Source organism: Idiomarina abyssalis (assembly GCF_900116625.1).
Classification (GTDB): Bacteria; Pseudomonadota; Gammaproteobacteria; order Enterobacterales; family Alteromonadaceae; genus Idiomarina; species Idiomarina abyssalis.
In genome coordinates this window covers 923,957-948,851 of record NZ_FPBE01000001.1, presented here as the reverse complement: position 1 = coordinate 948,851, position 24,895 = coordinate 923,957, and the positions used below count along the sequence as shown (strand labels likewise).

General features: G+C 45.5%; 25 protein-coding genes. 15 read left to right on the top strand and 10 right to left on the bottom strand.

Translation table 11 applies throughout. The annotated features are described in order from the left end of the window. Positions 1-1,128, top strand: a complete 1,128-nt coding sequence (locus BM359_RS04640) for a sodium ion-translocating decarboxylase subunit beta (protein WP_054488404.1) — start codon at positions 1-3, stop codon at positions 1,126-1,128. Here BM359_RS04640 and BM359_RS13080 read toward each other — a convergent pair. Continuing rightward, positions 1,125-1,298 (bottom strand): hypothetical protein, encoded by a 174-nt coding sequence (locus BM359_RS13080; protein ID WP_167336995.1) that lies wholly within the window; start codon positions 1,296-1,298, stop codon positions 1,125-1,127. The two genes, BM359_RS04640 and BM359_RS13080, sit on opposite strands and share 4 nt — an antisense overlap. Positions 1,299-1,307: 9 nt before the next feature. Continuing rightward, entirely contained in the window at positions 1,308-3,908 is a 2,601-nt protein-coding gene (locus tag BM359_RS04635; protein ID WP_054488402.1) for a response regulator, read from the bottom strand. 168 nt (positions 3,909-4,076) lie between these two features. Here BM359_RS04635 and gshA point away from each other — a divergent pair, with 168 nt between their 5' ends. Both gshA and BM359_RS04625 read left to right on the top strand, forming a co-directional pair. Then, complete coding sequence (gene gshA, locus BM359_RS04630) at positions 4,077-5,690, top strand: glutamate--cysteine ligase (protein ID WP_054488400.1); 1,614 nt, start codon at positions 4,077-4,079, stop codon at positions 5,688-5,690. Between the two features lie 126 nt (positions 5,691-5,816). Then, the gene (locus BM359_RS04625; RefSeq protein WP_054488398.1) at positions 5,817-6,455 is read left to right on the top strand and encodes a transglycosylase SLT domain-containing protein; all 639 of its coding nucleotides are present in this window, start codon (positions 5,817-5,819) and stop codon (positions 6,453-6,455) included. On the opposite strand, the gene BM359_RS04620 is transcribed toward BM359_RS04625, so the two are convergent. Next, positions 6,452-7,750: an HlyC/CorC family transporter gene (locus BM359_RS04620; protein WP_054488396.1), complete on the bottom strand. Its 1,299-nt coding sequence runs from the start codon at positions 7,748-7,750 to the stop codon at positions 6,452-6,454. The two genes, BM359_RS04625 and BM359_RS04620, sit on opposite strands and share 4 nt — an antisense overlap. A gap of 68 nt (positions 7,751-7,818) precedes the next feature. Then, positions 7,819-8,613: a cytochrome C assembly family protein gene (locus BM359_RS04615; protein WP_054488394.1), complete on the bottom strand. Its 795-nt coding sequence runs from the start codon at positions 8,611-8,613 to the stop codon at positions 7,819-7,821. A gap of 159 nt (positions 8,614-8,772) precedes the next feature. Here BM359_RS04615 and ffh point away from each other — a divergent pair, with 159 nt between their 5' ends. The 7 genes from ffh (at position 8,773) to tyrA (ending at position 14,030) form a co-directional block, all read left to right on the top strand. Continuing rightward, positions 8,773-10,137, top strand: a complete 1,365-nt coding sequence (gene ffh / locus BM359_RS04610; RefSeq protein ID WP_054488392.1) for a signal recognition particle protein — start codon at positions 8,773-8,775, stop codon at positions 10,135-10,137. A 119-nt stretch (positions 10,138-10,256) separates the two neighbouring features. Then, positions 10,257-10,505, top strand: coding sequence for a 30S ribosomal protein S16 (rpsP, locus tag BM359_RS04605; protein ID WP_011234962.1), 249 nt, complete (start codon positions 10,257-10,259; stop codon positions 10,503-10,505). A gap of 28 nt (positions 10,506-10,533) precedes the next feature. Next, positions 10,534-11,058, top strand: a complete 525-nt coding sequence (gene rimM / locus BM359_RS04600) for a ribosome maturation factor RimM (RefSeq protein WP_054488390.1) — start codon at positions 10,534-10,536, stop codon at positions 11,056-11,058. Continuing rightward, positions 11,058-11,816, top strand: coding sequence for a tRNA (guanosine(37)-N1)-methyltransferase TrmD (gene trmD / locus BM359_RS04595; RefSeq protein ID WP_404813253.1), 759 nt, complete (start codon positions 11,058-11,060; stop codon positions 11,814-11,816). Before rimM ends, trmD begins: the two co-directional genes overlap by 1 nt. A 32-nt stretch (positions 11,817-11,848) precedes the next feature. Further along, complete coding sequence (gene rplS / locus BM359_RS04590) at positions 11,849-12,208, top strand: 50S ribosomal protein L19 (RefSeq protein ID WP_054488388.1); 360 nt, start codon at positions 11,849-11,851, stop codon at positions 12,206-12,208. Positions 12,209-12,279: 71 nt separating this feature from the next. Then, positions 12,280-12,891 carry a DNA-J related domain-containing protein gene (locus BM359_RS04585; RefSeq protein WP_054488386.1) on the top strand — a complete coding sequence of 204 codons (612 nt, stop codon included), beginning with the start codon at positions 12,280-12,282 and terminating at the stop codon, positions 12,889-12,891. Beyond that, positions 12,888-14,030 (top strand): bifunctional chorismate mutase/prephenate dehydrogenase, encoded by a 1,143-nt coding sequence (tyrA, locus tag BM359_RS04580; protein ID WP_054488384.1) that lies wholly within the window; start codon positions 12,888-12,890, stop codon positions 14,028-14,030. The genes BM359_RS04585 and tyrA overlap by 4 nt, the downstream gene beginning before the upstream one ends. 3 nt (positions 14,031-14,033) lie before the next feature. Here the strand turns inward: tyrA and BM359_RS04575 are convergent, their stop codons facing one another. Continuing rightward, positions 14,034-14,393 carry a response regulator gene (locus BM359_RS04575; RefSeq protein WP_054488382.1) on the bottom strand — a complete coding sequence of 120 codons (360 nt, stop codon included), beginning with the start codon at positions 14,391-14,393 and terminating at the stop codon, positions 14,034-14,036. 78 nt (positions 14,394-14,471) lie between these two features. On the opposite strand from BM359_RS04575, the gene BM359_RS04570 reads away from it, so the two are divergent. Beyond that, a complete protein-coding gene (locus BM359_RS04570; RefSeq protein WP_054488380.1) occupies positions 14,472-15,116 on the top strand; it encodes a cytochrome b/b6 domain-containing protein in 645 nt (214 codons plus the stop codon). On the opposite strand, the gene BM359_RS04565 is transcribed toward BM359_RS04570, so the two are convergent. Continuing rightward, the gene (locus tag BM359_RS04565) at positions 15,117-15,581 is read right to left on the bottom strand and encodes a c-type cytochrome (protein ID WP_054488378.1); all 465 of its coding nucleotides are present in this window, start codon (positions 15,579-15,581) and stop codon (positions 15,117-15,119) included. 142 nt (positions 15,582-15,723) lie between these two features. Here BM359_RS04565 and BM359_RS04560 point away from each other — a divergent pair, with 142 nt between their 5' ends. Continuing rightward, entirely contained in the window at positions 15,724-18,804 is a 3,081-nt protein-coding gene (locus BM359_RS04560; RefSeq protein WP_054488376.1) for an amidohydrolase family protein, read from the top strand. Next, positions 18,804-20,105, top strand: coding sequence for an amidohydrolase family protein (locus BM359_RS04555; protein ID WP_054488374.1), 1,302 nt, complete (start codon positions 18,804-18,806; stop codon positions 20,103-20,105). Before BM359_RS04560 ends, BM359_RS04555 begins: the two co-directional genes overlap by 1 nt. Before the next feature lie 76 nt (positions 20,106-20,181). Here the strand turns inward: BM359_RS04555 and BM359_RS04550 are convergent, their stop codons facing one another. After that, positions 20,182-20,976 carry a response regulator gene (locus BM359_RS04550; RefSeq protein WP_054488372.1) on the bottom strand — a complete coding sequence of 265 codons (795 nt, stop codon included), beginning with the start codon at positions 20,974-20,976 and terminating at the stop codon, positions 20,182-20,184. A gap of 101 nt (positions 20,977-21,077) precedes the next feature. Between BM359_RS04550 and BM359_RS04545 the strand changes: the two genes are divergently transcribed. Together BM359_RS04545 and BM359_RS04540 are read left to right on the top strand one after the other, a co-directional pair. Further along, on the top strand, positions 21,078-21,383 hold the full coding sequence (locus BM359_RS04545; RefSeq protein WP_054488370.1) for an STAS domain-containing protein: 306 nt from the start codon (positions 21,078-21,080) through the stop codon (positions 21,381-21,383). After that, positions 21,383-23,053, top strand: coding sequence for a PP2C family protein-serine/threonine phosphatase (locus BM359_RS04540; RefSeq protein ID WP_054488368.1), 1,671 nt, complete (start codon positions 21,383-21,385; stop codon positions 23,051-23,053). The genes BM359_RS04545 and BM359_RS04540 overlap by 1 nt, the downstream gene beginning before the upstream one ends. On the opposite strand, the gene yciH is transcribed toward BM359_RS04540, so the two are convergent. From yciH to BM359_RS04525, 3 genes are read right to left on the bottom strand one after another with little or no spacing between them, the layout of a single operon-like run. Further along, the gene (gene yciH / locus BM359_RS04535; protein WP_054488366.1) at positions 23,034-23,369 is read right to left on the bottom strand and encodes a stress response translation initiation inhibitor YciH; all 336 of its coding nucleotides are present in this window, start codon (positions 23,367-23,369) and stop codon (positions 23,034-23,036) included. The two genes, BM359_RS04540 and yciH, sit on opposite strands and share 20 nt — an antisense overlap. A gap of 5 nt (positions 23,370-23,374) precedes the next feature. After that, complete coding sequence (locus BM359_RS04530) at positions 23,375-24,133, bottom strand: hypothetical protein (RefSeq protein WP_054488364.1); 759 nt, start codon at positions 24,131-24,133, stop codon at positions 23,375-23,377. 27 nt (positions 24,134-24,160) lie between these two features. Next, the gene (locus BM359_RS04525) at positions 24,161-24,844 is read right to left on the bottom strand and encodes a sensor histidine kinase (RefSeq protein ID WP_054488361.1); all 684 of its coding nucleotides are present in this window, start codon (positions 24,842-24,844) and stop codon (positions 24,161-24,163) included. Positions 24,845-24,895: the final 51 nt, after the last annotated feature.

Genomic DNA, 24,895 nt, shown 5'->3' with positions numbered 1-24,895 from the left:
ATGGATAAGCTGCAGATATTATGGGAAACCACTGGCATTGCCGCAATGACGTTCGGCCAACTCAGTATGATTGTTGTTGGTGGTGTGTTGCTGTACCTGGCCATTTCAAAGAAGTTTGAGCCGTTATTGCTGCTGCCAATAGGTTTTGGTGCAATTCTGGCAAACATTCCTTTAGGCGGTTTCACAGAGCCGGGTGGTGTTCTCTATTACGTTTATAGTGTTGGCATCGATACGGGTATGTTCCCGTTGCTTATTTTCATGGGGGTTGGCGCATTAACTGACTTCGGGCCGTTATTGGCAAACCCCAAAATGCTGTTTTTGGGTGGTGCCGCTCAGTTCGGTATTTTTGCAACCTTATTTGGAGCTATTGCCCTGAACGGGATTCCGGGCATTGAGTTTTCGATGTCGGATGCTGCTGCAATTTCTATAATTGGTGGGGCTGACGGGCCAACAGCGATTTTCCTGGCATCAAAGCTGGCACCTGATTTATTGGGGGCAATTGCTGTCGCGGCGTATTCGTATATGGCATTGGTACCTATTATCCAGCCCCCGATAATGAAGTTGCTAACCACTCAAGCTGAGCGTGAGATTAAAATGGAGCAACTGCGCCCGGTAGCTCGTCGTGAAAAGCTTTTCTTCCCGCTAATAGCTATGGGCCTGACGTTGTTGTTTTTACCTTCAGCAACGCCTTTGGTTGGCATGTTCTGTCTCGGAAATCTGATGCGTGAATCGGGTGTGGTTGAGCGTTTAACAAAAACCACTCAGAACGAGCTGATTAACATTGTGACCATCTTCCTTGGTTTGGCTGTTGGCTCTAAATTGCAGGCAGATCAATTTCTCAGTTTCCAAACGCTGGGCATCTTGGTATTAGGTGCGGTGGCATTTTCCATTGGAACCGCCAGTGGCATCTTAATGGCGAAGCTGATGGGCAAACTGAGTAAAGACCCGATTAATCCGTTAATTGGAGCCGCAGGGGTTTCAGCCGTTCCTATGGCGGCCCGGGTGGTGAATAAAGTTGGGTTACAGGCAAACCAGCAAAACTTCTTGCTGATGCATGCTATGGGCCCTAACGTAGCCGGAGTATTAGGTTCAGCAGTAGCTGCGGGCGTTTTACTGGCATTGGTTTAACGTCCGGTAAGAAACATCATCGCCGTGTAAAAAGCGGCGATGACAGCGCTTATTACTGCAATATATACAAAGCCTTTATAACCTTGTTTGATACTCCAGCCATTAGCGCGCAAATACAGCAACCAAAGCAGACTCAGTAATAACGGAATAATAAAAAAGTATCTTGTCATGGCAAGTCCTTAAGACTGATGTTGCTGAATGGCTTCTAAATCAACTGCTGCCTGATGGGCATAACGTAAACGCTTTTCCAGTTCTGTAATCTGGTCGGCAACTTTATCGATATTGCCTTCGGCCATAAACTGCTCTAAATCAGCCGCTTTATTTTGTAATTGTGTAAATCCAAGGTTAGCCGCTGCGCCTTTTAACGAATGAAAGTAACGACGAGCGCTGTCGTGCTGACCCCGGGTGATAAAATCAGAGACCTTGGTTGCGCTGCCCTGGTACGTTTCATAAAGCTGCTCAACCAGCTTAAGGTAAAGCTCTACGTTATACTGTAACCGTTTTAATGCGGCCTCAAATTCAATACCTTTCACCTGTGGTATACGAACGGGTGGCTTAGCCGGTTCATCCTCTTCAGTAGCGGCAGGCACTTCTGGCTGCTGATTATTCGTGTAGTCGCCGGGAACAGCCCATTTAATAATGGCTTTAATCAACTGCTGCTCATCAATAGGCTTGGCAATGTGCCCCTGCATGCCAGCGGCTAATGATCGCTCTTCATCACCACTCATTGCGTTGGCGGTCATTGCCAGGATAGGAAGCTGCTGATAGTTAAAGTCCGCACGTATGGTCCGGGCTGCTTTAAGCCCATCCATGACAGGCATCTGAATATCCATTAGAACCAAAGAATAATTTTTGTTGTGAACGGCCTCTACGGCTAATTGCCCATTTTCTACGATATCCACTTTGAACTTATGGCTTGTAAGAATTTCTCTGGCGACTTGTTGATTAATTTCATTGTCTTCTACCACCAAAATGGGGGCCCGCAGAATACTCTCCGGGATACCGTCGCCGCTCTCTGCATCGCTTTCATCAGGGAGTTCACGTTGGAATAACGTCGAAGCCAGACTCCTACCCAAAGTTGACGCGGTAAAAGGCTTTGAAATGATGTCATTGACTCCCGCTTGTTTGGCCTTTTCCGATAACTCTTCGGCATAGTAACCCGTTGCCAGAGTCAGTTTAGGACGAACATCGTCTGCGTAACGTTCTGTTATTGTCTGGCAAAATTCAAGACCATCCATGCCGGGGAGACGCCAGTCAACTAATACTAATTGATAAGGGTTGTCCTCTTCTACGGACTGCTGGAAAACTTGCAACGCCTGTTCTGCAGTGCGACAAACTTTTACATCAACCTGGTAACTGCGCAGCATTTCATACAACATTTCACGAGTACTTAAGTTGTCATCAATGGCAAGAATACGTACGCCGCTGAGCTTTTGCAGAAGATATTGATGGTGGCTGTTGTCTTGTTCTTTCTGTAGGGGGAGCTCCACTTCTATGTAAAAAGTTGAGCCTTGCCCAGCCGCACTGGTGACACCGATATCGCCACCCATAAGCAATATAAGGCGACGGGAAATAGCCAGCCCAAGGCCCGTTCCGCCATATTTTCGGGTTGTCGAGGTATCGGCCTGAGTAAAAGCTTTAAACAGGTTGGCTCGCTGCTCTTCATCCATACCGATACCGGTGTCGGTGACGGAAATACGCAACAGAACATTGTCTTTTGAGCTATCCAGCAAGTTAACCGCTACATTAATTTCGCCGTCTTCAGTGAACTTAATGGCGTTGCTGATGAGGTTAACCAAAACCTGATTCAACCGCAGCGGATCGCCTATCAGGCGGGTGGGTATATTGGCCGGCAAATTAATGATGAATTCAAGATCTTTATCATAGGCCCGGTAGGCAAACATGTCTGCAAGAGAGGTTAGTACGTCCTGTAAATCAAAAGGAATTCGCTCAACGGTTAGTTTGCCGGCGTCAATTTTTGAAAAGTCCAGAATGTCGTTGATGACACCGAGAAGTGCCTGCGACGAGGAATCGATGACCTTTATATAGCGTTTCTGTTTTTGATTCAGTTCTGTTTTTAGACAAAGGTTTGCCATACCCACAATTGCGTTAATTGGAGTACGAATTTCATGGCTCATGTTAGCCAGAAACTCGCCTTTTGACTGGTTTGCGCGTTCAGCTGTTTCTTTTGCTTTCTCCATCTCCTCAGCAACAGACTTAATACCAGAAATATCGTAGTAGCTGCCAAGGATACCAATAATGTTATGGTCATCATCGTAAAGAGGAACGCTCGAGTGCTCTACCCATTGGCTCTTATTGTCAACTTTTAGTTCTATTTCTGCATTGACAGAAGGGGCTTTCTGGCTAAATGTCTTTTTATCTCTTTCCAGTAAAACGTCATTAGCAGCAAGTGATTCAATTTCGGCATCTGACTTACCAGTCAAAGACTCCGGTGCAACGCCAAAATCGTTGGCAAAAGCGCGGTTTCCGCCCAGCAGTTTAAGTTGAGGATCGCGCCAGTAAACTCGTGTTGGCAGGTCATTAAATACTTGCTCAAATAGTTGCAGTGAGTCGGACGACAGAAAGGGTTGGCGAAAAGGTGCGGTCAGAGCATTACGTCTCGACCACCACCAAATAACGACACCGATAATCAAACTGAACAATATCATTGCGACTAATACTGTGTCGCTCCAGGGTGCAGGCAATAGTGCGTACAACGCCAGACTGGTTACCTGAAGGATGACAAAAATTAGTTGTAAAAACGTCCAGAATGAGTTCATGGTTAATCCGTAACCGAGTGGTTATATAATCGGCATGTAGTCTGCCACGTTGAGCCTGAATCGCCAAGGTATGAACGCAAATTAACAGTGACAAACATAGACCTTTGAGCGAATTACCAGTAAGCTAATCGGCAGAAAACTATCCGCCTCAGTGAATGGAGTTGTCTTTTGCAAGCAACATTTCAAGCAGTTATCGAAAAGCTTAAGCAATCGGGTAAAACAGCAGTCTGGCAGGGCATCGGGCGTGGTATTGAGCGAGAAGCTTTGCGCATAAAAGAAAATGGAACGCTGGCGCCAGGCGATCACCCGCAGGAGTTAGGAAAAACCCTGACTCACCCAACAATTACGACCGATTATTCAGAGAATCTGCTTGAGTTTATTACCCCAGTGGCAAGTAATATTGAAACCACACTGGAGCAGCTTCGTGATATTCACCGGGTAACTTATAAAGCCATTGGTGATGAGCTGTTATGGCCAATGAGCATGCCTTGTTATATCGGATCTGACGAGGATATCCGTATTGCTAAGTATGGTGACTCTCACTCCGGGCGAATGAAAAGTCTTTATCGCCGCGGTTTAACCTATCGTTATGGCGCCACTATGCAAGTCATTGCCGGTGTGCACTACAATTTCTCGGTTTCCGATGAAATGTGGGAAGAGCTGGCTGCGATTGAAGGCGTTAGCAATAGCCAGGATTTTCGCACTAATCAATATTTTGCACTGATTCGTAACTTCAAGCGCATAGCCTGGGTTATTCCTTATTTGTTTGGAGCGTCTCCGGCTTTGTGTAAGTCGTTTTTCTGCCAGACCAATAATGAGGAAATACTGAACCAGTGGAATTTCGATACCGTTGGTAAAGGAACAGTCTATCTTCCTTATGGTACGTCATTACGAATGAGTGACTTGGGTTATACCAACAAAGAACAGGCAACGCTCAAGATAACCTACAACTCTCTGCAGGAATATGTTTCAGGGTTACGTAAAGCCATTACAACGCCGTCTCAGCAGTTTTCGAAAATTGGTGTAAAAGTAGGCGACGACTACCGTCAACTTAACGATAATATTTTGCAGATAGAAAATGAGTTTTACTCACCTATCCGCCCTAAACAAACCGCGCATGACGGCGAAACACCAAGTCAGGCTCTTGAGCGAGGCGGTGTAGAATATGTTGAAATCAGAGCTCTGGATGTAAATCCGTTTAGCGATGTTGGTATTACCGCTCAGCAAATGCATTTTCTTGATTTGATGTTGCTGTACTGTTTGTTGCAACCAAGTGAAGACATGAGCTGGGAACAACAGCAACAAGCCGATAAAAACTTTACCAAAGTGGTTATGCAGGGTCGGGATCCGCGCCTGAGTTTGCAACAAAATGGTATTGACCGTTTAATGGCAGACTGGTTAGAAGAGCTGTTTGCTGATTTTACTCCGTTGGCAAAAGCTTTAGATGATAGTTCGGGAGAGAAACGCTACCAAAACCATTTAGCTGATCTTTACGAGTGGGTTTTGAATCCGGAACGAACACTTTCAGGACAAATTTTAGGGCTGCTTAAAGAACAGAATAGAGACAACAGCAGTTTAGGCATGCAACTGGCTAAGCAGTACCGTGAGCAGTTTAATAATGAGTCACTAAGTTATTACGTGCAGAGTGACTTTACTAAATGGGCGCAAGAGTCGGAACAAGCTTTTGCAGACCGTTACAAACAAGACAATAAAGTTGACTTTGATACCTTTCTGGCAAATTATTTCAGTCAGGCTGCAAAGTCTGGTCAGGTATCTAACTGAAAGACATAAAAAAACGCAGCCCAAAAGGACTGCGTTAAACAAAACGTTCAGGGATGAACATGAATGCATTTTCTCAGTTACAACCTGTATTCAATTACTAAGAGTTTAATGAGTGAATAAAGTTCAATGGCAATAAAATATTTTTTTCCTATTCAGCCGAAACTGTTAACCAGTGCGCTGTTCATCGTGACACTTAGCGGCTGCGCGACACCTCCACCGGCGAACCCGGAAAATGTCTGCCATATTTTTGAAGAGCACCGAGACTGGTATCACGCCGCTGCCGATGCACGTGAGCGTTGGGGAGTCCCCATTCATGTGCCAATGGCAATGATGTATCAGGAAAGCTCATTTAAGCATAATGCTCTGCCTCCAAGAGACTACCTGCTGGGCTTCATTCCCTGGGGAAGAGTCAGTTCAGCTTACGGCTATTCACAAGCTAAAACCATGACCTGGGAAGATTATCAACGGGAAACCGGTAATGGTTGGGCCAGTCGTGACGACTTTGAAGACGCTATTGATTTCATGGGTTGGTTTATTTCCAAAACGCACAAAATTAACGGGGTCTCAAAATGGGATGCTTACGGGCAATACCTTAATTACCATGAAGGTTGGGGTGGGTATCAGAGAAAATCTTATTTGAAGAAACCCTGGCTGGTTAAAGTATCCAGGGTAGTGAAAAGCCGCTCTATGACCTATGCCGCACAATTGAATAAATGCGAAGAAGATTTAAAACGCGGTTGGCTGTGGCGATTGTTCTTTGGTTAATCATTAGATTGAACATCTGGTTTTCGGTAAAGCTTAGGCAAAACTCTGACTTGTTTAATCATAGTGTCGCCAATTTCGATGAGCTCTACCGGATAACCGCCTAGGCGTAGCGACAATCTGGAATCAGGGATATCACCAAACTGTTCAATAATCAGACCACTTAAGGTTTTAGGCCCATCTATTGGAAAGTCCCAATTCATTTCTTTGTTTAGCTCGCGTAAGTTAGCGGAACCGTCCACTAAGAAACTGCCATCGCTTTCCAGAGTAACGGATTCACTGGGAGCCGGCGCCATGGACGTAGTGAAATCACCGACAATTTCTTCAAGGATATCTTCCAAAGTCACCAGACCCTGAATGTCGCCGTATTCGTCAACAACCAGGCCAATACGCTCTTTACGTCGTTGAAACTTTAGTAGCTGAACATTCAGAGGTGTTCCTTCCGGAATAAAATAAGCGTCACGTGCAGCGCGGACTAAAATGGATTTATCGGCAGTAAACTGGTTTTTACTCATTAACCGCATAACATCGCGGGCGTGCAGGAATCCAATAGCATCGTCTATTTCATTTCGGTAAAGCAAAACGCGAGTGTGCTGGCCGTTTGATAGCTGTTTCACAATAGATTTCCAGTCGTCACTAATATCAATGCCGACAATCTCGTTGCGGGGGATCATGACATCCTCAACCGTGACTTTCTCAAGGTCTAGAATACTGACCAACATTTCCTGGTGCGAAGTCGGAATTAAGTTTCCGGCTTCGTTAACCACTGTGCGTAGCTCATCTGAACTTAAGGCGTCTGCCATTTGCGATTGTTTTGGGTTAACGCCCAGTAGTCGCATAAACGAATTGGTGATGAAGTTCATACCAATAACGATGGGGTACATGACTTTTAGTAACGGCAGCAAAATAAAAGAGCTTGGGAATGAAATACGCTCAGGGTGCAGGGCGGCAATTGTTTTTGGGGTGACTTCTGAGAAAATGAGAATAATTAAGGTCAAACCTAACGTTGCGATAAGGATCCCGGCGTCACCAAACCAGCGTAGACAAAGTATGGTGGCAATAGCTGATGCACCGATATTAACCAGGTTATTTCCAATGAGAATTAAGCCTATCAACCGATCAGGACGATCAAGCAGATACTGGACACGTTTGGCACCCGGGTGATTATTTTGTACTAAGTGGCGCAGCCGATACCGGTTGATAGACATCATGCCAGTTTCGGAGCCAGAGAAGTATGCGGATAAAAATATCAGTACGGCTAAAATCACGAGCAACATGCCCGTCGATATCTCGTCCAACGCGTTATTCCTTAATTAAACTGTGAATGTGACAATGTAGAGTTCTCAGCGATGAAGTCAAGTACCATTCAGGATAAGAGAAAATCTTTCACGAACCGACTGCCAAAATAACCCAGTGTAAGCAAAGTGCTGGCAATAACCGTCAGTACAACAATAATGCGTCCACGTAACCCCGATGCGCGATGTAAAATTACCGCAATTAAATAGAGAAGAGCGGCTAGGCTAGTCAGAATAGTTTTGTGTGCTTGTTGCTGTGCAAACATATCGTCCAGAAATACAAAACCTGAGCCAAGCGCAATAAATAAAACAAAGGTGCCTAAAGCCAGAAGGTTGAAGAAATATTTTTCGACGGTCATTAACGGCGGTAGCTTGCTTAAGAGAATATGACCTTTTCTATTCTTAAGAACCCGGTTTAAGTAACTTGTCTGTAACGCGTAAAGAGTGGCTAAGGCTAAAATGCCGTAAGCAACCAATGACAAGGTAATATGAAAAACTAACCCATGCCCGGCACTAATATCAGCGCCCCAGTCAACCGGAGTGAAAACTAACAGCACGGTAGTCAGGGCTGAAAACAGATAAATAACAGGCTTTAGAAATAAATTACTGGCTTGATTATTTTTTAGCAAAGTCAGGGTGGCTATTAAAAAGGCCACAATAGCTAAGCTTGACGAGACATTAATGTGATCGAAGTCGTCGTAAGAAAGTTGCAGCAGGATGAGCCAACCATGGGCGATGACTGCCAAGGCAGCAGGTACAATTTGGTAAGTTGGGTGAAGCGCTTTGTTTTTAAGTATATTTCGCAGAATAACAAAAGCGCTGGCACTATAACCCAATAAGCTGATTAGCAACAATAAAGAGAGCATCACGCGCTCGAATTTCCTGATTCTGAGTTGTTCGTAGTCATGAGTATACGATGTCAGTCAGTTAAACCCAATACTTACGGGGCGAAACTTTCTTGCAAATCAGATATACTGCCCCCATTACTATTTCCGTCAGAAATCGCAATATAAGAGACGATCGACATGTTTGAGAATTTATCGGAACGTTTGTCGCAAACGCTGCATTCTATTGGCGGCCGGGGCCGACTGACCGAAGACAATATTAAAGAAACCTTGCGCGAAGTTCGCATGGCTTTACTCGAAGCCGATGTTGCTTTGCCTGTGGTCAAAGACTTTATCGGCAAAGTGAAAGAGCGGGCTGTTGGCACCGAGGTGAACAAAAGTCTCACGCCGGGTCAGGTATTTGTAAAAATTGTTCAGTCTGAGCTTGAAGCGGCAATGGGCGAGGCCAATGCTCCGTTGCAGTTAAACACTCAGCCACCGGCCGTTATTTTAATGGCGGGTCTGCAAGGTGCGGGTAAAACCACCAGTGTGGGCAAACTGGCCAAATATCTAACTGAACGCCAGAAGAAAAAAGTCATGGTGGTCAGTGCCGATGTGTATCGTCCTGCGGCTATTAAGCAGTTGGAAACGCTTGCTGAGCAGGTTGGGGTTGAGTTTTTCCCTTCTACGACAGAGCAGAAGCCGGTTGATATTGCTAATGCCGCCATTGCTCAGGCTCGTAAACAGTTTATTGATGTAGTGTTAGTGGATACCGCTGGTCGTTTAGCCATTGACGAAGACATGATGCAGGAAATTCAGCAACTGCACTCAGCCATCAACCCAATTGAAACGCTGTTTGTGGTTGACGCTATGACTGGTCAGGATGCGGCGAATACGGCCAAAGCATTCAGTGAAGCTCTGCCGCTAACCGGTGTTATTCTGACTAAGACCGACGGTGATGCGCGCGGTGGTGCTGCCCTGTCTATTCGTCATATTACCGGTAAGCCCATTAAATTCCTGGGTGTTGGTGAGAAAAACGATGCGCTGGAGCCGTTTCATCCTGACCGTGTAGCCTCCAGAATTCTCGGCATGGGCGATATGCTTTCTTTAATTGAGGAAGTTGAGCAAAAAGTCGATAAAGAAAAAGCTGAGAAGGTTGCTAAAAAAGTCATGAAAAAAGGCCAGTTCTCATTGGAGGATTTTCGTGACCAATTAGTTCAAATGCGGGAAATGGGTGGCATGATGGGATTAATGACCAAAATGCCGGGCATGGGTAAAATGACGGAACAAATGAAAGGTCAGATGGACGATAAAATGACCTTACGTATGGAAGCCATCATTAATTCGATGACCCCAAAAGAGCGGACCCGACCGGATGTTATAAAAGGCTCTCGTAAGCGCCGTATAGCGGCCGGCTCAGGTACACAGGTTCAGGACGTGAACAAATTACTTAAGCAGTTTACCCAAATGCAGAAAATGATGAAAAAAATGAAAGGCGGCGGCATGCAAAAAATGATGCGCGGCATGGGTGGAAAGTTACCTCCGGGAATGTTCCCCGGGCGTTAGGAAAAAGCGCGTCAAGCTTGCATTTGCAGTAAAAATCAGTAGAATTGCCGAGCCTTCCGACTCTGTCGGAGGGCTTTGCTATTTTTTACATTTACAAAACAGTTATATTGAGGAACGCAATGGTAACCATTCGTTTACAACGTGGTGGCGCTAAAAAACGCCCCTTCTACCAAATGGTAGTTGCTGACAGTCGCAATGCACGCGACGGTCGTTTCATTGAGAAAGTAGGATTCTTTAACCCTGTAGCTCGTGGTCAGGAAGAAAAACTTCGTGTTGATGTTGACCGCATTGAGCACTGGGTAAGCAAAGGCGCTCAGTTATCTGATCGTGTTGCTAAACTTGTTAAAGATGCAAGCGCTGCGGCGTAAGCATTAATAGATTCAGGTAGGTAAATTAATGCAGCAATCAGAACAAATCGTCGTTGGTCGCCTTGGTGCGGTGTATGGCGTTAAAGGCTGGTTGAAAGTGCAGTCATTTACTGATGATCCAGAATCGATATTTGAATACAGCCCTTGGTTACTCAGCCAGAAAACTGAGCGCGAAATGAAAGTTGTCGAGTGGCGTCGCCACAACAACGGACTTATCGCCAGGTTAGAAGGTATATCCGATCGTGATGAGGCTGCACGCCTTACTGGTGCGGATATTTGCATTACAGCAGATGAGTTACCGGCATTAGCTGACGACGAGTTTTATTGGCGCGACCTTATTGGTATGCGTGTAGTAAACACTCAAGGCTATGATATGGGTGTGGTTGAACAAATTATGCCCACTGCATCGAACGATGTGTTGGTCGTAAAGGCAAACAGCAACGACGGGTTCGGAAAGTCTGAACGTTTAATTCCTTTTATCCAAAGTGAGTACGTCACTGAGGTTAATAAGGCAGAAAAACGTATTCAGGTTGAGTGGCCGTCAGACTTTTGATGAGTAAACCATTGCAGGTTGGCATCATCAGTTTGTTTCCTGAAATGTTTGCTGCAGTCACCGACTACGGTGTCACCGGCAGAGCAATAAAGGAAGGCTTGCTGACAGTGAGTGTTTGGAATCCTCGTGATTTCACACATGATCGCCACAGGACTGTTGATGACAGGCCTTATGGCGGTGGTCCGGGTATGCTGATGATGGTGCAGCCACTTGTGGATGCTATCAACGCAGCTAAAGAAAACCTGGGTGAGGACACTCCTGTTATTTATTTGTCACCACAAGGGCAAAAACTTGATCACAGCGGAGTGCAGCAGCTCTCCAAAAATGATCGAATGATTTTAATTGCTGGCCGTTATGAAGGCATTGATGAACGTGTTATTAAGCAGTACGTCGATGCGGAATGGTCGATAGGGGATTACGTATTAAGCGGTGGTGAGTTACCAGCAATGGTGCTTATTGACGCAGTTTCGCGCTTAATTCCCGGGGTGTTGGGACATCAGGATTCAGCGGCAGAAGACTCTTTTGCCAGCGGGTTACTGGACTGCCCTCACTATACTCGACCAGAAGTTTATAATGAGCAGCAAGTACCGCCGGTTTTATTAAGCGGTGATCATGAAAAGATACGTCGCTGGCGTTTACAGCAGTCTTTGGGTAAAACCTGGCTGCAACGACCAGAGTTAATTCATAGCCTAGCTCTGACTGACGAGCAGGAAACATTGTTGCAAGAGTTTATCGAACAACAATCATCCGGCAAATAAAGTACAGTTTATCTAGGATAGGAGATATAAAAATGGCAAAAGTTAGCCAAAACATCATTAAGGCTCTTGAAGAAGAGCAGATGAAACAAGATTTACCTGAGTTTGCACCAGGTGACACTGTTGTTGTAAATGTAAAAGTAAAAGAGGGTAACCGCGAACGTCTTCAGGCGTTTGAAGGTGTTGTTATCCGTGTTCGTAACCGCGGTCTGCATTCAGCGTTCACAGTACGTAAAGTATCGAACGGTGAAGGTGTAGAACGTACTTTCCAAACGCACAGCCCATTAGTTGACAGTATTAAAGTCAAACGTCGTGGTGCGGTTCGTCGCGCGAAACTGTACTACTTGCGTGAGCGTTCTGGTAAGTCTGCACGTATCCGCGAGAAGCTGTCTTAAGCTTTTAGCAAAAAACGAAATAGCAAAGAAAAACCCAGCCTTGTGCTGGGTTTTTTGTTAGTGTTTTAAAAATGAAAGAAGATATAGAAATACTGACTCAGATTTTGGCTGAGAACCTCAATACGCAGCCTCACTGGACTGAGCTTGAGCTTATAGAGCGGCTGCAGTCTCAGCCCTATGAATTTTTTGACAAGGGCGCCTTGCGGGACCCCTTAACTCTGTTTCAAACGCATTTTTTATTATTTCATTGTTTGTATAAATTACGTGAGCGCTGGCGTGAGCAGAAAAAGTATGAGCTTTTTATTCATACATTGAATATTGAATGCCAGCCCTGGCACAAAGGAACTTCTGCTTTATCTGAAAATGACCCATTGGCAGAGTACTACCTGGACTTAAATCAATTAAGTAGCACATCGGGAGCCGATGTCGAGTCAATGCTTGATGATTTTTGGCAACGCATGGGGCATTCTTCTGTAACGGTAGATATGCCAGTCGCAGAAGCCTGGCAGTTGATGGAAGTTGAACCACCAGCCAGTCGTGCACTGATTAAAAAGCAGTATCGAAAATTAGTGCATAAATACCACCCGGATAAAGGTGGAAGTGTTGCTAAGATGCAAAAAATTCAAAAGGCGTATCGCTGTATTACTGGTGTCATTAAAGAGGAACAAAGTAGCCACCCATGAGTCAAGAACCGGACAAACGACTATCAGAACTGCGTAATGCCATTGATGCGGCTGATAATGAGTTAATTGAAATTATTGCGCGTAGAGCTAAGCTAACGGCCGAAGTTGGTGAGGTTAAACGTTCATTGAAGCAGCCGCTTTATGTACCGGAGAGAGAGCGCTCTTTAGTGAAGGCTCGCAGAGTAAAAGCAAAACAAGCCGGTTTGTCTGAGGACTTAATCGAAGACGTCGTGCGCCGCATTATTCGTGAGTCGTATCGTACGCAAACATCTCAGGCGGCAGCTACCTCCAGCCATCTTGAACGACCCGTTTTTGTGTTTGGTGGTGAGGGTGCTCTGGGGGCACGTTTGGTTGCTCAGTTAAGGCAAACAGGCTATCGGGTCATAACGATAGATAAAAACAATGAGTGGCCAACAGAGGATGAATTAAGTCAGGCGCAGTTAGTACTCATGAGTGTGCCTGTTAATAAGACTGCTGAACTGATAAGGCGCTTACCGCCGTTGCCCGATGATTGTGTCTTAGCCGATGTGACCAGCATTAAGGCTGCCCCTTTAAATGCAATGCTGGAGCAGCATGATGGACCGGTTGTCGGGTTACATCCCATGTTCGGGCCATCGGTGCAGAACCTGGCAAAACAATTGGTTGTTGTTACTCATGGCAGGCAGCGGCAGCATTATCAGTGGCTGTTAGACCAATTTATTAACTGGGGAGCGCATTTACACGAGGTTGATGCAAATAAGCACGATGACGCTATGGGCTGGATACAGGCTATGCGCCATTTAAGTACTTTCGCTTACGGCGTTCATCTGGCATCAGAGCAGGTAGACATTAAGGAGCTGTTAGAACTCAGCTCACCTATTTATAGAATGGAACTGATGATGATAGGCCGTTTGTTTGCTCAGAACGCAGAACTTTATGCTGATATCATCGCCGCAAATAAATCGCAATTTTCTTCAATTAGACGTTATTTACTCCGATTCTCTGAGATACTCGACGATATAGAAAGTGGTAAGAAAAAAGACTTTGTTCTTCTTTTCGAAGATGTTAGTCAATATTTCGGCGAGTTTTCTAACCAATTTCTGCAAGAAAGTGAATCTTTGGTGCAACTGGCGGACGACCAAAGATTCAGACACGAATAACGTTTATGGCAGATATTCCGACATGAGTTCACTGAGTGCTTCCGGAGAAACAGGCTTATGCAGCGTGGCGTCCATTCCCGCCTCACGGCAAGCGCTCATTTCGCTGGCACTTTGGTGACTGGTAATAGCAATAATTGGCGTTGTTTTATGCTTTTCAGTCCGTCGTAAATGCTGACAGACCTCAGCACCGGACATATCGGGCATTTCATAGTCGAGAAAAATCAGCTCGGGTCCCTGCTCTGCTAATTTCAAAGCTTCCTCTCCTGTCATTGCGACAAGCAGGTCGACTTCAAAGCTAGCCAGCATCGCTTTTAATACTTCGATACTGATAAAATCATCGTCAGCAATAAGAACTTTACGCATAGTCACTACCCATTTGCCATAATTAATTATACCCTAGCACTTAGCTGTTTATATTCCCAGTTATTTGGAGCTAACAATATGAAACAGAAAGGAAATTCTATTAAAGTATGGGACAGCTTTATCCGGGTGTTCCATGGCTTACTCATTGTTTTTCTGGGAGGGCTTTGGTGGACCGTCGAAAACGGCCGGATGGAGCTGCATAAAGATATTGGAGTGGCGCTGTTGGCTCTACTTGTGGTCAGAATAGGTTGGGGCATTTTCGGTAGTGAGAATGCGCGTTTTCATGTTTTTTTGAAATCGCCAGCCGCTATTTTAAAGCATTTGAGAAGGCTGTTCAGTGGTGCTTATGAAGCCGAAAATACGCACAGCGTAGCCGGTGGATGGGCGGTTGTTTTAATGCTGGCGTTGTTGTTAAGCCAGGTGATGACGGGGCTATTTTCAACAGACGGGATTTTGTTTTCCGGTCCATTATCAAACTGGTTGTCATCTGATGGGCAAAAAGCAGTAACCAGCTGGCATAAGAGTCAGTTTGACGTCATATTAGTGGTGATTGCCATCCATATTCTGGCCGTGGTTTTTTACCGCTTTAAAGGAACGCCTCTTATTGCGTCAATGGTACACGGTTACCGCATAACCAAACAGCAAGCCCCTAACCTAAAACCCGGTTGGCAGGGCATGATATTAGCGGTTGCTGTTTGGCTCGTTTTAATGTTGTTGCTTTAATCAGTCTTTATAATTGTCGTGACAACCTTTACAGGTTTTCGCGGCATCCATAAATACAGGTTTAATTGAGTCAATTGAACCTTGCTGGCTGACTTCAGAGAGTTTTGCTGCGTATTCTTGTAAGTCGTTAGCGCGCTGCTGAAAATCTTCCCAGTTGTCCCAAATTGCGGTCAATGCATCGGAGTTGTCTCCGGGCATAGCACCTTCAACGGCGAAGCCGGACCATGGAATGCTGGACATTTTTTCAAAGTCGTCGGCACGGCGTTGGAAGAAGTCAGCATTGTATTCAACTTCGCCTTTGACCATAGCGGCCATAGCGGAAAAGTTTTCTTTCATAACCGATAAGGCTTTTTGGCGATACTCTACAGCTTTATCGCCGTCGTTAAAGGCGTTTTCATCGGCAGAAACGTTAAACGAAAGGCCCATAAAGCCTGCTATAGCCGTTATTAATAATTGTTTTTTCATCGAAAACACTCCGGTTTGTTGAGTTCACTGATCGTTAATAATACACGATCTGTCGGTTAATGCTTGTCACCTCTATATATAACAAAGTAACTTGTCTTATGGGACAACCAGACTAAAAATAAGTCAAAATGGGGAACAATTCATGAAAAAAGTGCATCAGCTCAGTGCTTTGACGTTAGCAGTAACGTCTGTACTGACCGCTTCGGTTGCGGCTGATCAAACTTCCCGGACTAACGGGATGCGAGATAACACGCCGAGTCTGACCGCGATACAAAACGCAACAATCATAACCGAACCAGGGAAGTCTATTGAGAACGCGACTCTGGTTATAGAAAATGGCACCGTCCAGTCTATTGAGCGCAATAATCGTGCGCCGGCGGGTGCAAAAGTCATTGACGGAACTGGTTACACTATTTATCCAGGCTTTATCGACCCTTACGGAAGCTACGGTATAAAAGCCAGCGCCGAGCAAGAACGTTCGGATGCGCCAATTTATAATAATGAACGTGAAGGTGGTAATGCGGCCAATGACGCTATCCACTCACAAAAGCGTTGGTTTAGTGAGTTTAAAACGAACTCCGACGATGCGAAAAAGTGGGTTTCACAAGGTTTTACCAGTGTTCAGTCAGCAAATCTGGATGGTATTTTCCAGGGGCGTGCCGTAACGGTTTCGCTTGCTGATAAAATACCGAACGACGTCATTTATCAAAGCGAAGCCAAACATTTCGCTTCTTTTGACAAAGGTTCATCGCAGCAACAATATCCTTCGTCTTTAATGGGCAGTATTGCGTTGGTTAGACAGACGCTTTCAGATGCTAACTGGTACGAAAACTCTTACGGTAAACAATCACACAACCAACCGGTTGAGTTTAATGCGGCTCTGGATTCGTTGACGGACATTGAAAATACCGGAATCGTTTTTAAAGTCAGTGACGAAAAATCACTATTGCGAGCTGATGATGTCCTTGACCAATTTGACGTTCCTTCCATTTATGTCGGTTCAGGTTATGAGTATTCTCGTCTGGAAGCTGTGAAAAACGCGGGTAGCGATTTGATTCTGCCGCTAAACTTTCCGGCTGCACCAGAAGTGGGTGACGTTGACGGCCATCTGGATGTCGATTTAGCCAAACTGCGTCATTGGGAGCGCGCACCTTCTAACCCGGCAATGTTAGCTGAAGCTGGTGTTAACTTTGCGTTGACTCTGCATGACCTGGAGAAATCGGAAAGCTTCTGGCCTAACCTGCGTAAAGCCGTTAAGCATGGTTTAAGTGAAGACAAAGCTCTAGCTGCTTTAACAACGGTCCCGGCAAAAATTGCAGGTGTCGAAGACAAAGTGGGTAAGCTGGCACAAGGCTATATGGCCGACTTTGTCATGGTAAAAGGCGATTTGTTCGAAGACGGTACCATTCAGTCGGTCTGGTTACAGGGTGAAGAAAACGAACTGGTATCCAGAGATAAAGTCGACTTTGTTGGCACTTACACTATCGACTGGAATGATCGCGATGTTGAAATCTCGATTAAGCCAGGTCCAGTGCTTACTGGTGAAGTGAACGTTGGTGAGCAGTCTAGTGGGTTGCGTAATGTTCAGTCGGGCACGGAGTCTTTATCCTTTGTTGCTGACCTGGACATAGAGCCTGCGGGTAGCTGGCGCTTTAAGCTAGTGCCTGAGGCACAGCAAACATTTGCTGTAACGGCGGTTTCTCCAGCGGGTGAAGAAGTAACCTTACAGGCGCAGATGGATGCACCTGAAGGTGCCACTGAAACTCCAGAAGAAGGTAGCCAGGTTGAATACGTCAGTGAGCTGACTTTCCCTAATGTTGCTTATGGTCTGGATGGCTTGCCAGAGCGTCAGGATGTGCTTATTCGCAACGTAACTGTATGGACAGCCACTGATGATGGCATTTTGGAAGAGACGGATGTCTTGGTCCGAAACGGTGAGTTTGCGGCTATAGGCGATAACCTGTCGGCTCCTTCCGGCGTCACAGAAATTGACGGTGCAGGCATGCATTTAACTCCGGGCATCATCGATGAGCATTCGCACATTGCTATAGAAGGTGGTGTGAACGAAGGTTCCGAGGCTGTGACTTCGGAGGTCAGAATTGGTGACGTGGTTAACCCTGACGATATTCACATCTATCGCTCGTTGGCCGGTGGTACAACTATGGCGCAATTGCTTCATGGTTCAGCCAACCCAATTGGGGGCCAGGCGCAGGTTATTAAACTACGCTGGGGTACCGATGCCAATATCATGAAGTTTGATGCTGCACCGGAGTCGATTAAATTCGCATTAGGTGAGAACGTTAAGCAGAGTAACTGGGGCGACAATATGACGGTTCGCTACCCACAAACTCGACTGGGTGTTGAGACTATCATGCGCGATGCTTTCCAGGCTGCACTTGAGTACCAGCAGCGTAAACAAGCTTATGACCGTATGAGCCGTTCGGAGCGTAATAAGGTTTCTGCTCCACGTCCGGACTATCGCCTGGATACGCTATTGGAGATTTTAAACAGTGAACGCTTTGTTCATGCTCACTCTTACGTTGCTTCAGAAATTCTGATGTTAATGGAAGTGGCTGAGGATTTTGGCTTCACGCTGGATACCTTCACCCACATTCTTGAAGGCTACAAAGTTGCTGATGAAATGGCTGCACATGGTGCCAGCGGTTCAACTTTTGCTGACTGGTGGGCGTATAAGTTTGAAGTTTACGACGCTATTCCACATAACGCGTGTTTGATGAAAGAGCGTGGCGTATTAACCAGTATTAACTCGGACAGCAACGACTTGCAGCGCCGTTTGAATACTGAAGCAGCTAAGTCAGTTCGTTACTGCGGTATGGAGCCACACGAAGCGCTGAAAATGGTGACGATTAACCCGGCCAAACAGCTAAAAGTTGATAACTATGTCGGCTCTGTCGAAAAAGGCAAGCACGCCGACTTTGTTTTATGGAGTCATTATCCTTTAAGTGCGTATGCCCGCGCAGAGCAGACTTGGATAAATGGTCGTAAGTTCTTTGATCGTGAGCTGGACAAGCAACGTCAGCAAGCCGTTAAAGAAGAGAAAAACGCACTTATCCAGAAAGTTTTAGCAGCAGGTGATGATGCTAAGCAGGGCGCTAAAGATGGTTATAAACCGGAACAGCCAACCTGGCATTGTGATACTGAGCATGATTTTTGGCTGGATCACTTTACCGGTAAAGGGCATCAGCACGGAGGACAACACTAATGAATAAACTACTTACCACTGTTAGTGCCGCATTAGTTAGTGCGCTGACGCTGAATAGTGCAATGGCACATGATGAAGTTCCGGGTGAAAAGCAGCAGGCTCCTGTTGTGCTTCAGGGAGGAACTCTGCACACGGTATCTAATGGCGTACTAACCGACTCAGACTTAGTTTTCGAGAATGGGAAAATTACCGCTATTGGTCGTGATGTTAGTATTCCCCAAGGTGCCGAGGTTATTGATATTTCAGGAAAACACGTTTATCCGGGTGTTATTGCAATGGATACAACAATTGGTTTGAATGAAATTGAAGCGGTACGCGCTACACGAGATGCTCGCGAAGTGGGTGACATTCACCCGGAAGTAGCAGGGCATATTGCGTTTAACGCCGACTCGGAAATTATACCGACCGTACGTTATCACGGCATTACTCATGCTCAGGTAGCGCCTGAAGGCTCGCTTGTGGCTGGTCAGTCGTCGTTAATGCACCTCGATGGCTGGAATTACCAGGATGCGCTGGTTGCCGGTGAGCTGGGCGTACACATTTCCTGGCCACGGACATACGTTGTTAATACCTGGTGGGAACGTCGTTCTGCCGAAGAGCAGCGTAAAGCCAATGAAGAAAATCGGCAGAAGCTGATGAAAGTATTTGCCGATGCTAAAGCTTACTACGACGCCAAGCAGGCTGATCGCGCTATTGACTTAGACCAGCGCTGGGAAGCTATGCTGGGACTGTTTGATGGCAGTAAAAAGCTGTATGTTCATGCTGATGACAAGCGTCAGTTGGAGCAGGCCATTGATACCGCTCAGGAATATGGGTTTGACTTGGTATTGATGGGCGCCAGAGATGCGTGGCGTATTGCCGACGAACTCGCCGAGCTGAATGTTCCGGTTGTTTTTGGCTCTCCATATGGTCTGCCAGGTCGTGACGATGAAGGTTATGATCAAGACTTTTCATCACCGGCTCGACTTGCAGAAGCGGGAGTGAACTTTGCGATTTCTTACCCTGGCTATTGGGACGTGCGTAACTTGCCTTTTGCGGCTGGTAATGCAGTCGCATTTGGTCTGGATCAGCAACAAGCGCTCGCGGCAATCACATTGAAACCTGCAGAGATTCTTGGGGTTGCGGATAAACTGGGCTCGCTGGAAGTCGGGAAAAGTGCCTCACTTAGTGTATCGGAAGGTGACTTACTAGACCCTATTGGGCAAAAGTTAACGCACCTTTATATTGACGGACGCAAAGTGAGCTTAAGTAGCCGCCATACGGAACTCTACGAGAAGTATCGCCAGAAACCATCTGAATAAAGACAATGTTTTAGTTAGGCAAACAAAAAAGCCCCTGTCATTTACGACAGGGGCTTTTCATTTCAGACATCCTAACTTAGCTATTTAGCAAGCGCGCTATAAGAGCTCTTAGCGTTGCCGGTTCAAATGGCTTATCCGTCAGGGCATCAACGCCACTTTGCTTCACATTGGCTAGTTGAGGCTCATTGGCGCGGGCTGTAACCATGAGTACCGGTGTATGAGCATGCGCTGAACTGTTACGAATGTATTGCGTCAGTTCGCTACCGTTCACTTGTGGCATATGAAAGTCGGTGACAATTAAATCAAACTGGTGTTCTGCCAGAATATCAATGGCTTGCTGTCCGTTCTCCGCTTCAACAAAGCTTTCAACACCAAGGTTTTCAAATACACGGCGCAGAACATGTCGCGAGGTCATACTGTCGTCCACAATTAACACTCTTAAGTCTTCGATATCATAGAGCTCAAGGTGCAGTGGTTCCGGCTCCATCATATCCATGGTGGCGGTTATGGCTCGTTGCAGCTGATCCGGCGTAAAAGGTTTGGGTAAAATGGCAATAATACCTGCTTGCTTGAACTGTTCGAGTTGATCCGCGCGATGTTCAGATGACACCAACATAAAGTGTAAGGTATCTTTTAAGTCCTTAGCGTTAATAAACTGAATCAGCTCATGGGCAGTACCGTCGGAAAAATACATAGCACTGGTAACAATATCAGGTTGCCAACGAAGTATTTCTTCTTTGGCTTCTGCAATGGTTGAAGCGCCGCGGGTATGCTGAATACCTGCTTGATTCAGGTGTTGAGTAATGACTTTTCGTTGCACATCGGATGGTTCGATGAGCAAAATACGCAGTTCGTCGAAGGCTATAGCCATAATAAAATAACTAGGATTTATTGTGTCCGAAAGAGTAGGGTATTCAGCAGATAAACTCAATCAGAAAATCTGTGTTAAGCTCATTAAAAAAAGGGGGAAGTATGAGCGTTAGTCGCGATTTTTCAAATGATGATAAGCAGTTAGTTATTGCCATAAAAGGTAAATTTGATTTTAGTCTGGTTCAGGAGTTTCGCCAGGCCTACAGTCATATTGGTGATTCCCAACCCACGGTTATTATTGATTTGAGGGAAACGGACTATTTAGACAGTTCTGCGCTGGGCATGTTGCTTAATATGCGTAAATCTTTAGGTAGCAGTGTCAAAGGTATCCAGTTAGTGAATGCTAAGCCTGACGTACGCCGGATTCTTGATATTTCGCGCTTTGATAAGATGTTTGTTATCGCTTAATGAAGGTTTTAATTGTTGATGACCAACCCGCAAATCAAGTCATGTTAAGCGGGTTAATTAAGCGTTTTGGTCATCAGGTAAGGTGCGCTTCAAACGGCATTGAGGCAATAGATGTTTTCTCTGGTCTGGAGCCGGACGTCGTGTTGCTGGACGTTATGATGCCTATTATGGATGGGTTTGAAACCGCACCCTGTTTAAAGGCTTTGAGTGGCGATGTTCATTTACCTATTTTATTTATTACCGCACTGGATGATCAGGAGACCTTGCTGAAGTGTCTGGAAGCAGGCGGCGATGACTTCATTAGCGTGCCTTTCGAACCTGTGGTTTTGCAGGCTAAGTTGAATGCTCACGCACGGGTTCGTGAACTCAGTCATTCATTAAAAGGAAAAAATGAAGCGCTGGCTTATCACTCAAACCGTATGGAGCGGGAGCAAAACGTTGTCAGTCACATGCTGGCTAATGCTTTGCAGGAAAATGAAACACAATATCCTTTCCTGAAAACCTATCTGGCGCCTGCCAGTGAGTTCAATGGCGACTTAGTTCTGACTAAAGCCGGCCCCTTGGGCAATTTTTACCTTTTTGTTGGTGACTTTACCGGACACGGCTTGGCGCCGGCTACAGGGGCTCTTCCCGTTTCTCAAACCTTTTTTGATTTGGCTGATAAAGGCCTTTCAATAGCTAATATGGTTGAAGAGTTTAACCGCAAGCTGGTTAAACTCTTACCTGACGATATGTTTTGCGCTGCTTTCGTTGCGGAGTTATCGGCAAATGGCGAGCGCCTTACCTATTGGAACGGCGGAATTCCCGACGCTCTGTTGATTAATGAAGCTGGTCAGGTTGAAAAACGTTTGGCGCCGGAACATATGGCGTTAGGTATTTTACCTCCTGAAGAATTTAGCAGTCAGGTCAGCCACTGCTTTGTTGAGAAGGGTATCCGTCTTATTACTTATACGGATGGTGTTGTTGAAATGACAAACCAGGACGATCAAAGGTTGTCCGAGAATGGGTTTGAAGAATTATTGCGACGCTATGCGTGCAAACGCGATTTTGACGGCCTGGTAACGGCTCTACAAAAGTTCCAGCAGGGGCAGGAGCAGTTTGATGATGTTTCATTGGTGTGTCTGGATTGTGCACCAACAAATTTGCCAGTCATCAGCCCTGATACAAATGTGACGCATCTGCCTTTTCGGTTGGTAGTCTATTTAAAAGAAGATGAAATTAGAGGGCGCGATCCAATTATTAAGCTGGTCGATTCGTTGAGCCATCTGGAAGGTATCCGGGCACATAAAACAACTTTATATTTATTGCTTGCCGAAGCCTTCAATAACACGCTGGAGCACAGTTTTCTTCAGCTTGATTCTGAAATAAAACAGACAGGCCAGGGCTTTGATGAGTACTACCGGGCGCGTGAAGAGCGACTGGCAGAGTTGGAAGGAGTAGAGATAGAAATTGATATCGAGTATCGGCCAAAGAGCAGCCTGTTGTCTTTTAGCCTGTCCTCTAACAGCGAAAACGGTTTCAATGAATCTGTAAATGATACAGAAGAAGATGAGTCGCTGGCTTTCGGACGAGGATTACAGCTTATCAGGAACTTTTCGAGTCACGTCGAGTGGCGCGACAATGGGCGCTGCTTGTATATTGAATATGATCTTAGCCTCCCGAGCGCTTGACCTTGTAACCCTCTTTTTTCAACCAGCTTTCAATACTGTCCCTTTGGTCGCCCTGTAACTCAATTTCATACTCTTTAACTGCGCCACCAACACCGCAAAGCTGTTTTAATTTTTTTGCGATGCTTTTTAATTCTGCCTGGGGTTTGTTCAGTCCGTTGACAATAGTCACCCCTTTGCCTTTACGACCTTTAGTTTCCCGTCGCAGGCGCACAATACCGTCGCCTTCTGGAACACTTTCGGGTTCTGGTTCCGGATCAATTCGGCCTGAATCTGTTGAATATACTACTTGGCTTAATTGGTCTTTCCAGTCTGGCATGCCATTTACCACTTCTTCTTCGGTTGAAACAGTTCTTCTAAATCGTCTTCTTTTTTGTGTCTTTCTTTGTCTCGTGCGTGAGCATCTTTCAGTTCCTGAGCTATTTGCTCCAGCGCCTGTTTTATTGATTGCTGCCGCGAGGTTGTGTAATCATCACTGAAGTTCTGGTCTTCAATGGTGCGTAAAGCCTTCTCATAGTACTGACGAGCAGAGCCCAACATTTGACTTTCATAGGCGTGGCGGCCTCTGCGTATAAGAGTTTCAATACTGATTTTTAACTGCAACTTAGTTAAACGCTGATCCTCAACGCTAAAGACGTTACTGTCAACTCTGCCGCGCGAATGCTCGCTTCTCAATGTCGCTCTTAAGCGCTTGAGCCCGTTTATCATAGCAATAATTTGTTTATTGTTTTGCGGAATCTCAAAGTCTTCACTAATAAGAGAAGTATCGTTGCGGTCGACGCTTTGAATGCGCTCTTCGTAATCCTGTATTCGTGCCTGATAGTCCTTTGACGGTGAGACGCTGTTCATATTTTTGAGCACTTCATAAGCGCGACTATTTAACACCGCCAGCATCGACTTACCAATAGGGAAAAAGCTCGACATATGGATGAGGTCTTCGATTTGCTCAAGCGAGCTTCTCAAACGCGCCATTTTCTTGCGCCGTTCCAGCTCTAAACGTTGCTTATGTTGCTGCACCGCACCGACAACAATTGCCAGTATTATCAGTAATATAATCAGTGCGATAACAATGGTGTAAATCATATTACGCTCATTAGGTTATTATTGTTCTCAGGGTAATGTTAAAGAGAAAACACCACCACCTAAGTGTCCATTATTTTTTAGTTCGATAAAACCTTTTTTATCATTTCGTTCATGTGCATTTGCGATTAACTGCGCAAAGTAGAGCCCAAGGCCGGTTCGTGCCTGTTGAACCTTTAACTCTTGCATGAGCATAGCGGCATTTTTGAGCATAACAGGGGGAAAGCCATCCCCGTTGTCATGAACTCTGATTTGGCAGCCACCGTCATTTTTTGTTTGTACTTCAATAAAGAGTTTATCGGCGGTATAACGCATTGCATTAATGATGATGTCATTGAGCAAATTAGAAATCAGGTCTCTGTCGAACCATGCTACAGCGCTCTCATCAATTTCTGTACTGACAGTAATACCGCGTTGCTCAAGGTACAGTTCGTTGTTTAATAACAGCTCTTCGACCAGCTCATCCAGATGATGTTGGTCGATATTTAATGGCAGCGCGTCGTTATTTTCACGATAGAGAGTCAACATCTGCATTAAACTGGAGTTGATGCGCTGAGCTTCGTAATGGACTTTTGCCATTTTTTCTGTTGCACTGCTGTCAGTGACCTGTTCAGATACTTCTTCTATCATTTGAATAAGTAAACACAATGAGTTTTTCATGTCGTGCACAGAGGACGCCAGTACGGTTGAAAAATCAAATGTGGGCTGAGTCATAGAAGGCAGTTCCTGCAATTTTGACAAATACCGTTGCTATCCGTTCTTTAT

Excerpts from the sequence above, each read along its gene's own strand:
- BM359_RS04615 (WP_054488394.1), bottom strand. The coding sequence starts at position 8,613 with ATGCTCTCTTTATTGTTGCTAATCAGCTTATTGGGTTATAGTGCCAGC.
- BM359_RS04550 (WP_054488372.1), bottom strand. The coding sequence starts at position 20,976 with ATGGCTATAGCCTTCGACGAACTGCGTATTTTGCTCATCGAACCATCC.
- yciH (WP_054488366.1), bottom strand. The coding sequence starts at position 23,369 with ATGCCAGACTGGAAAGACCAATTAAGCCAAGTAGTATATTCAACAGAT.
- BM359_RS04540 (WP_054488368.1), top strand. The coding sequence starts at position 21,383 with ATGAAGGTTTTAATTGTTGATGACCAACCCGCAAATCAAGTCATGTTA.
- BM359_RS04585 (WP_054488386.1), top strand. The coding sequence starts at position 12,280 with ATGAAAGAAGATATAGAAATACTGACTCAGATTTTGGCTGAGAACCTC.
- BM359_RS04625 (WP_054488398.1), top strand. The coding sequence starts at position 5,817 with ATGGCAATAAAATATTTTTTTCCTATTCAGCCGAAACTGTTAACCAGT.
- BM359_RS13080 (WP_167336995.1), bottom strand. The coding sequence starts at position 1,298 with ATGACAAGATACTTTTTTATTATTCCGTTATTACTGAGTCTGCTTTGG.
- BM359_RS04525 (WP_054488361.1), bottom strand. The coding sequence starts at position 24,844 with ATGACTCAGCCCACATTTGATTTTTCAACCGTACTGGCGTCCTCTGTG.
- tyrA (WP_054488384.1), top strand. The coding sequence starts at position 12,888 with ATGAGTCAAGAACCGGACAAACGACTATCAGAACTGCGTAATGCCATT.
- BM359_RS04635 (WP_054488402.1), bottom strand. The coding sequence starts at position 3,908 with ATGAACTCATTCTGGACGTTTTTACAACTAATTTTTGTCATCCTTCAG.
- trmD (WP_404813253.1), top strand. The coding sequence starts at position 11,058 with ATGAGTAAACCATTGCAGGTTGGCATCATCAGTTTGTTTCCTGAAATG.
- BM359_RS04555 (WP_054488374.1), top strand. The coding sequence starts at position 18,804 with ATGAATAAACTACTTACCACTGTTAGTGCCGCATTAGTTAGTGCGCTG.
- rimM (WP_054488390.1), top strand. The coding sequence starts at position 10,534 with ATGCAGCAATCAGAACAAATCGTCGTTGGTCGCCTTGGTGCGGTGTAT.
- BM359_RS04545 (WP_054488370.1), top strand. The coding sequence starts at position 21,078 with ATGAGCGTTAGTCGCGATTTTTCAAATGATGATAAGCAGTTAGTTATT.
- BM359_RS04640 (WP_054488404.1), top strand. The coding sequence starts at position 1 with ATGGATAAGCTGCAGATATTATGGGAAACCACTGGCATTGCCGCAATG.
- ffh (WP_054488392.1), top strand. The coding sequence starts at position 8,773 with ATGTTTGAGAATTTATCGGAACGTTTGTCGCAAACGCTGCATTCTATT.
- BM359_RS04570 (WP_054488380.1), top strand. The coding sequence starts at position 14,472 with ATGAAACAGAAAGGAAATTCTATTAAAGTATGGGACAGCTTTATCCGG.
- rplS (WP_054488388.1), top strand. The coding sequence starts at position 11,849 with ATGGCAAAAGTTAGCCAAAACATCATTAAGGCTCTTGAAGAAGAGCAG.
- rpsP (WP_011234962.1), top strand. The coding sequence starts at position 10,257 with ATGGTAACCATTCGTTTACAACGTGGTGGCGCTAAAAAACGCCCCTTC.
- BM359_RS04560 (WP_054488376.1), top strand. The coding sequence starts at position 15,724 with ATGAAAAAAGTGCATCAGCTCAGTGCTTTGACGTTAGCAGTAACGTCT.
- BM359_RS04565 (WP_054488378.1), bottom strand. The coding sequence starts at position 15,581 with ATGAAAAAACAATTATTAATAACGGCTATAGCAGGCTTTATGGGCCTT.
- BM359_RS04575 (WP_054488382.1), bottom strand. The coding sequence starts at position 14,393 with ATGCGTAAAGTTCTTATTGCTGACGATGATTTTATCAGTATCGAAGTA.
- BM359_RS04530 (WP_054488364.1), bottom strand. The coding sequence starts at position 24,133 with ATGATTTACACCATTGTTATCGCACTGATTATATTACTGATAATACTG.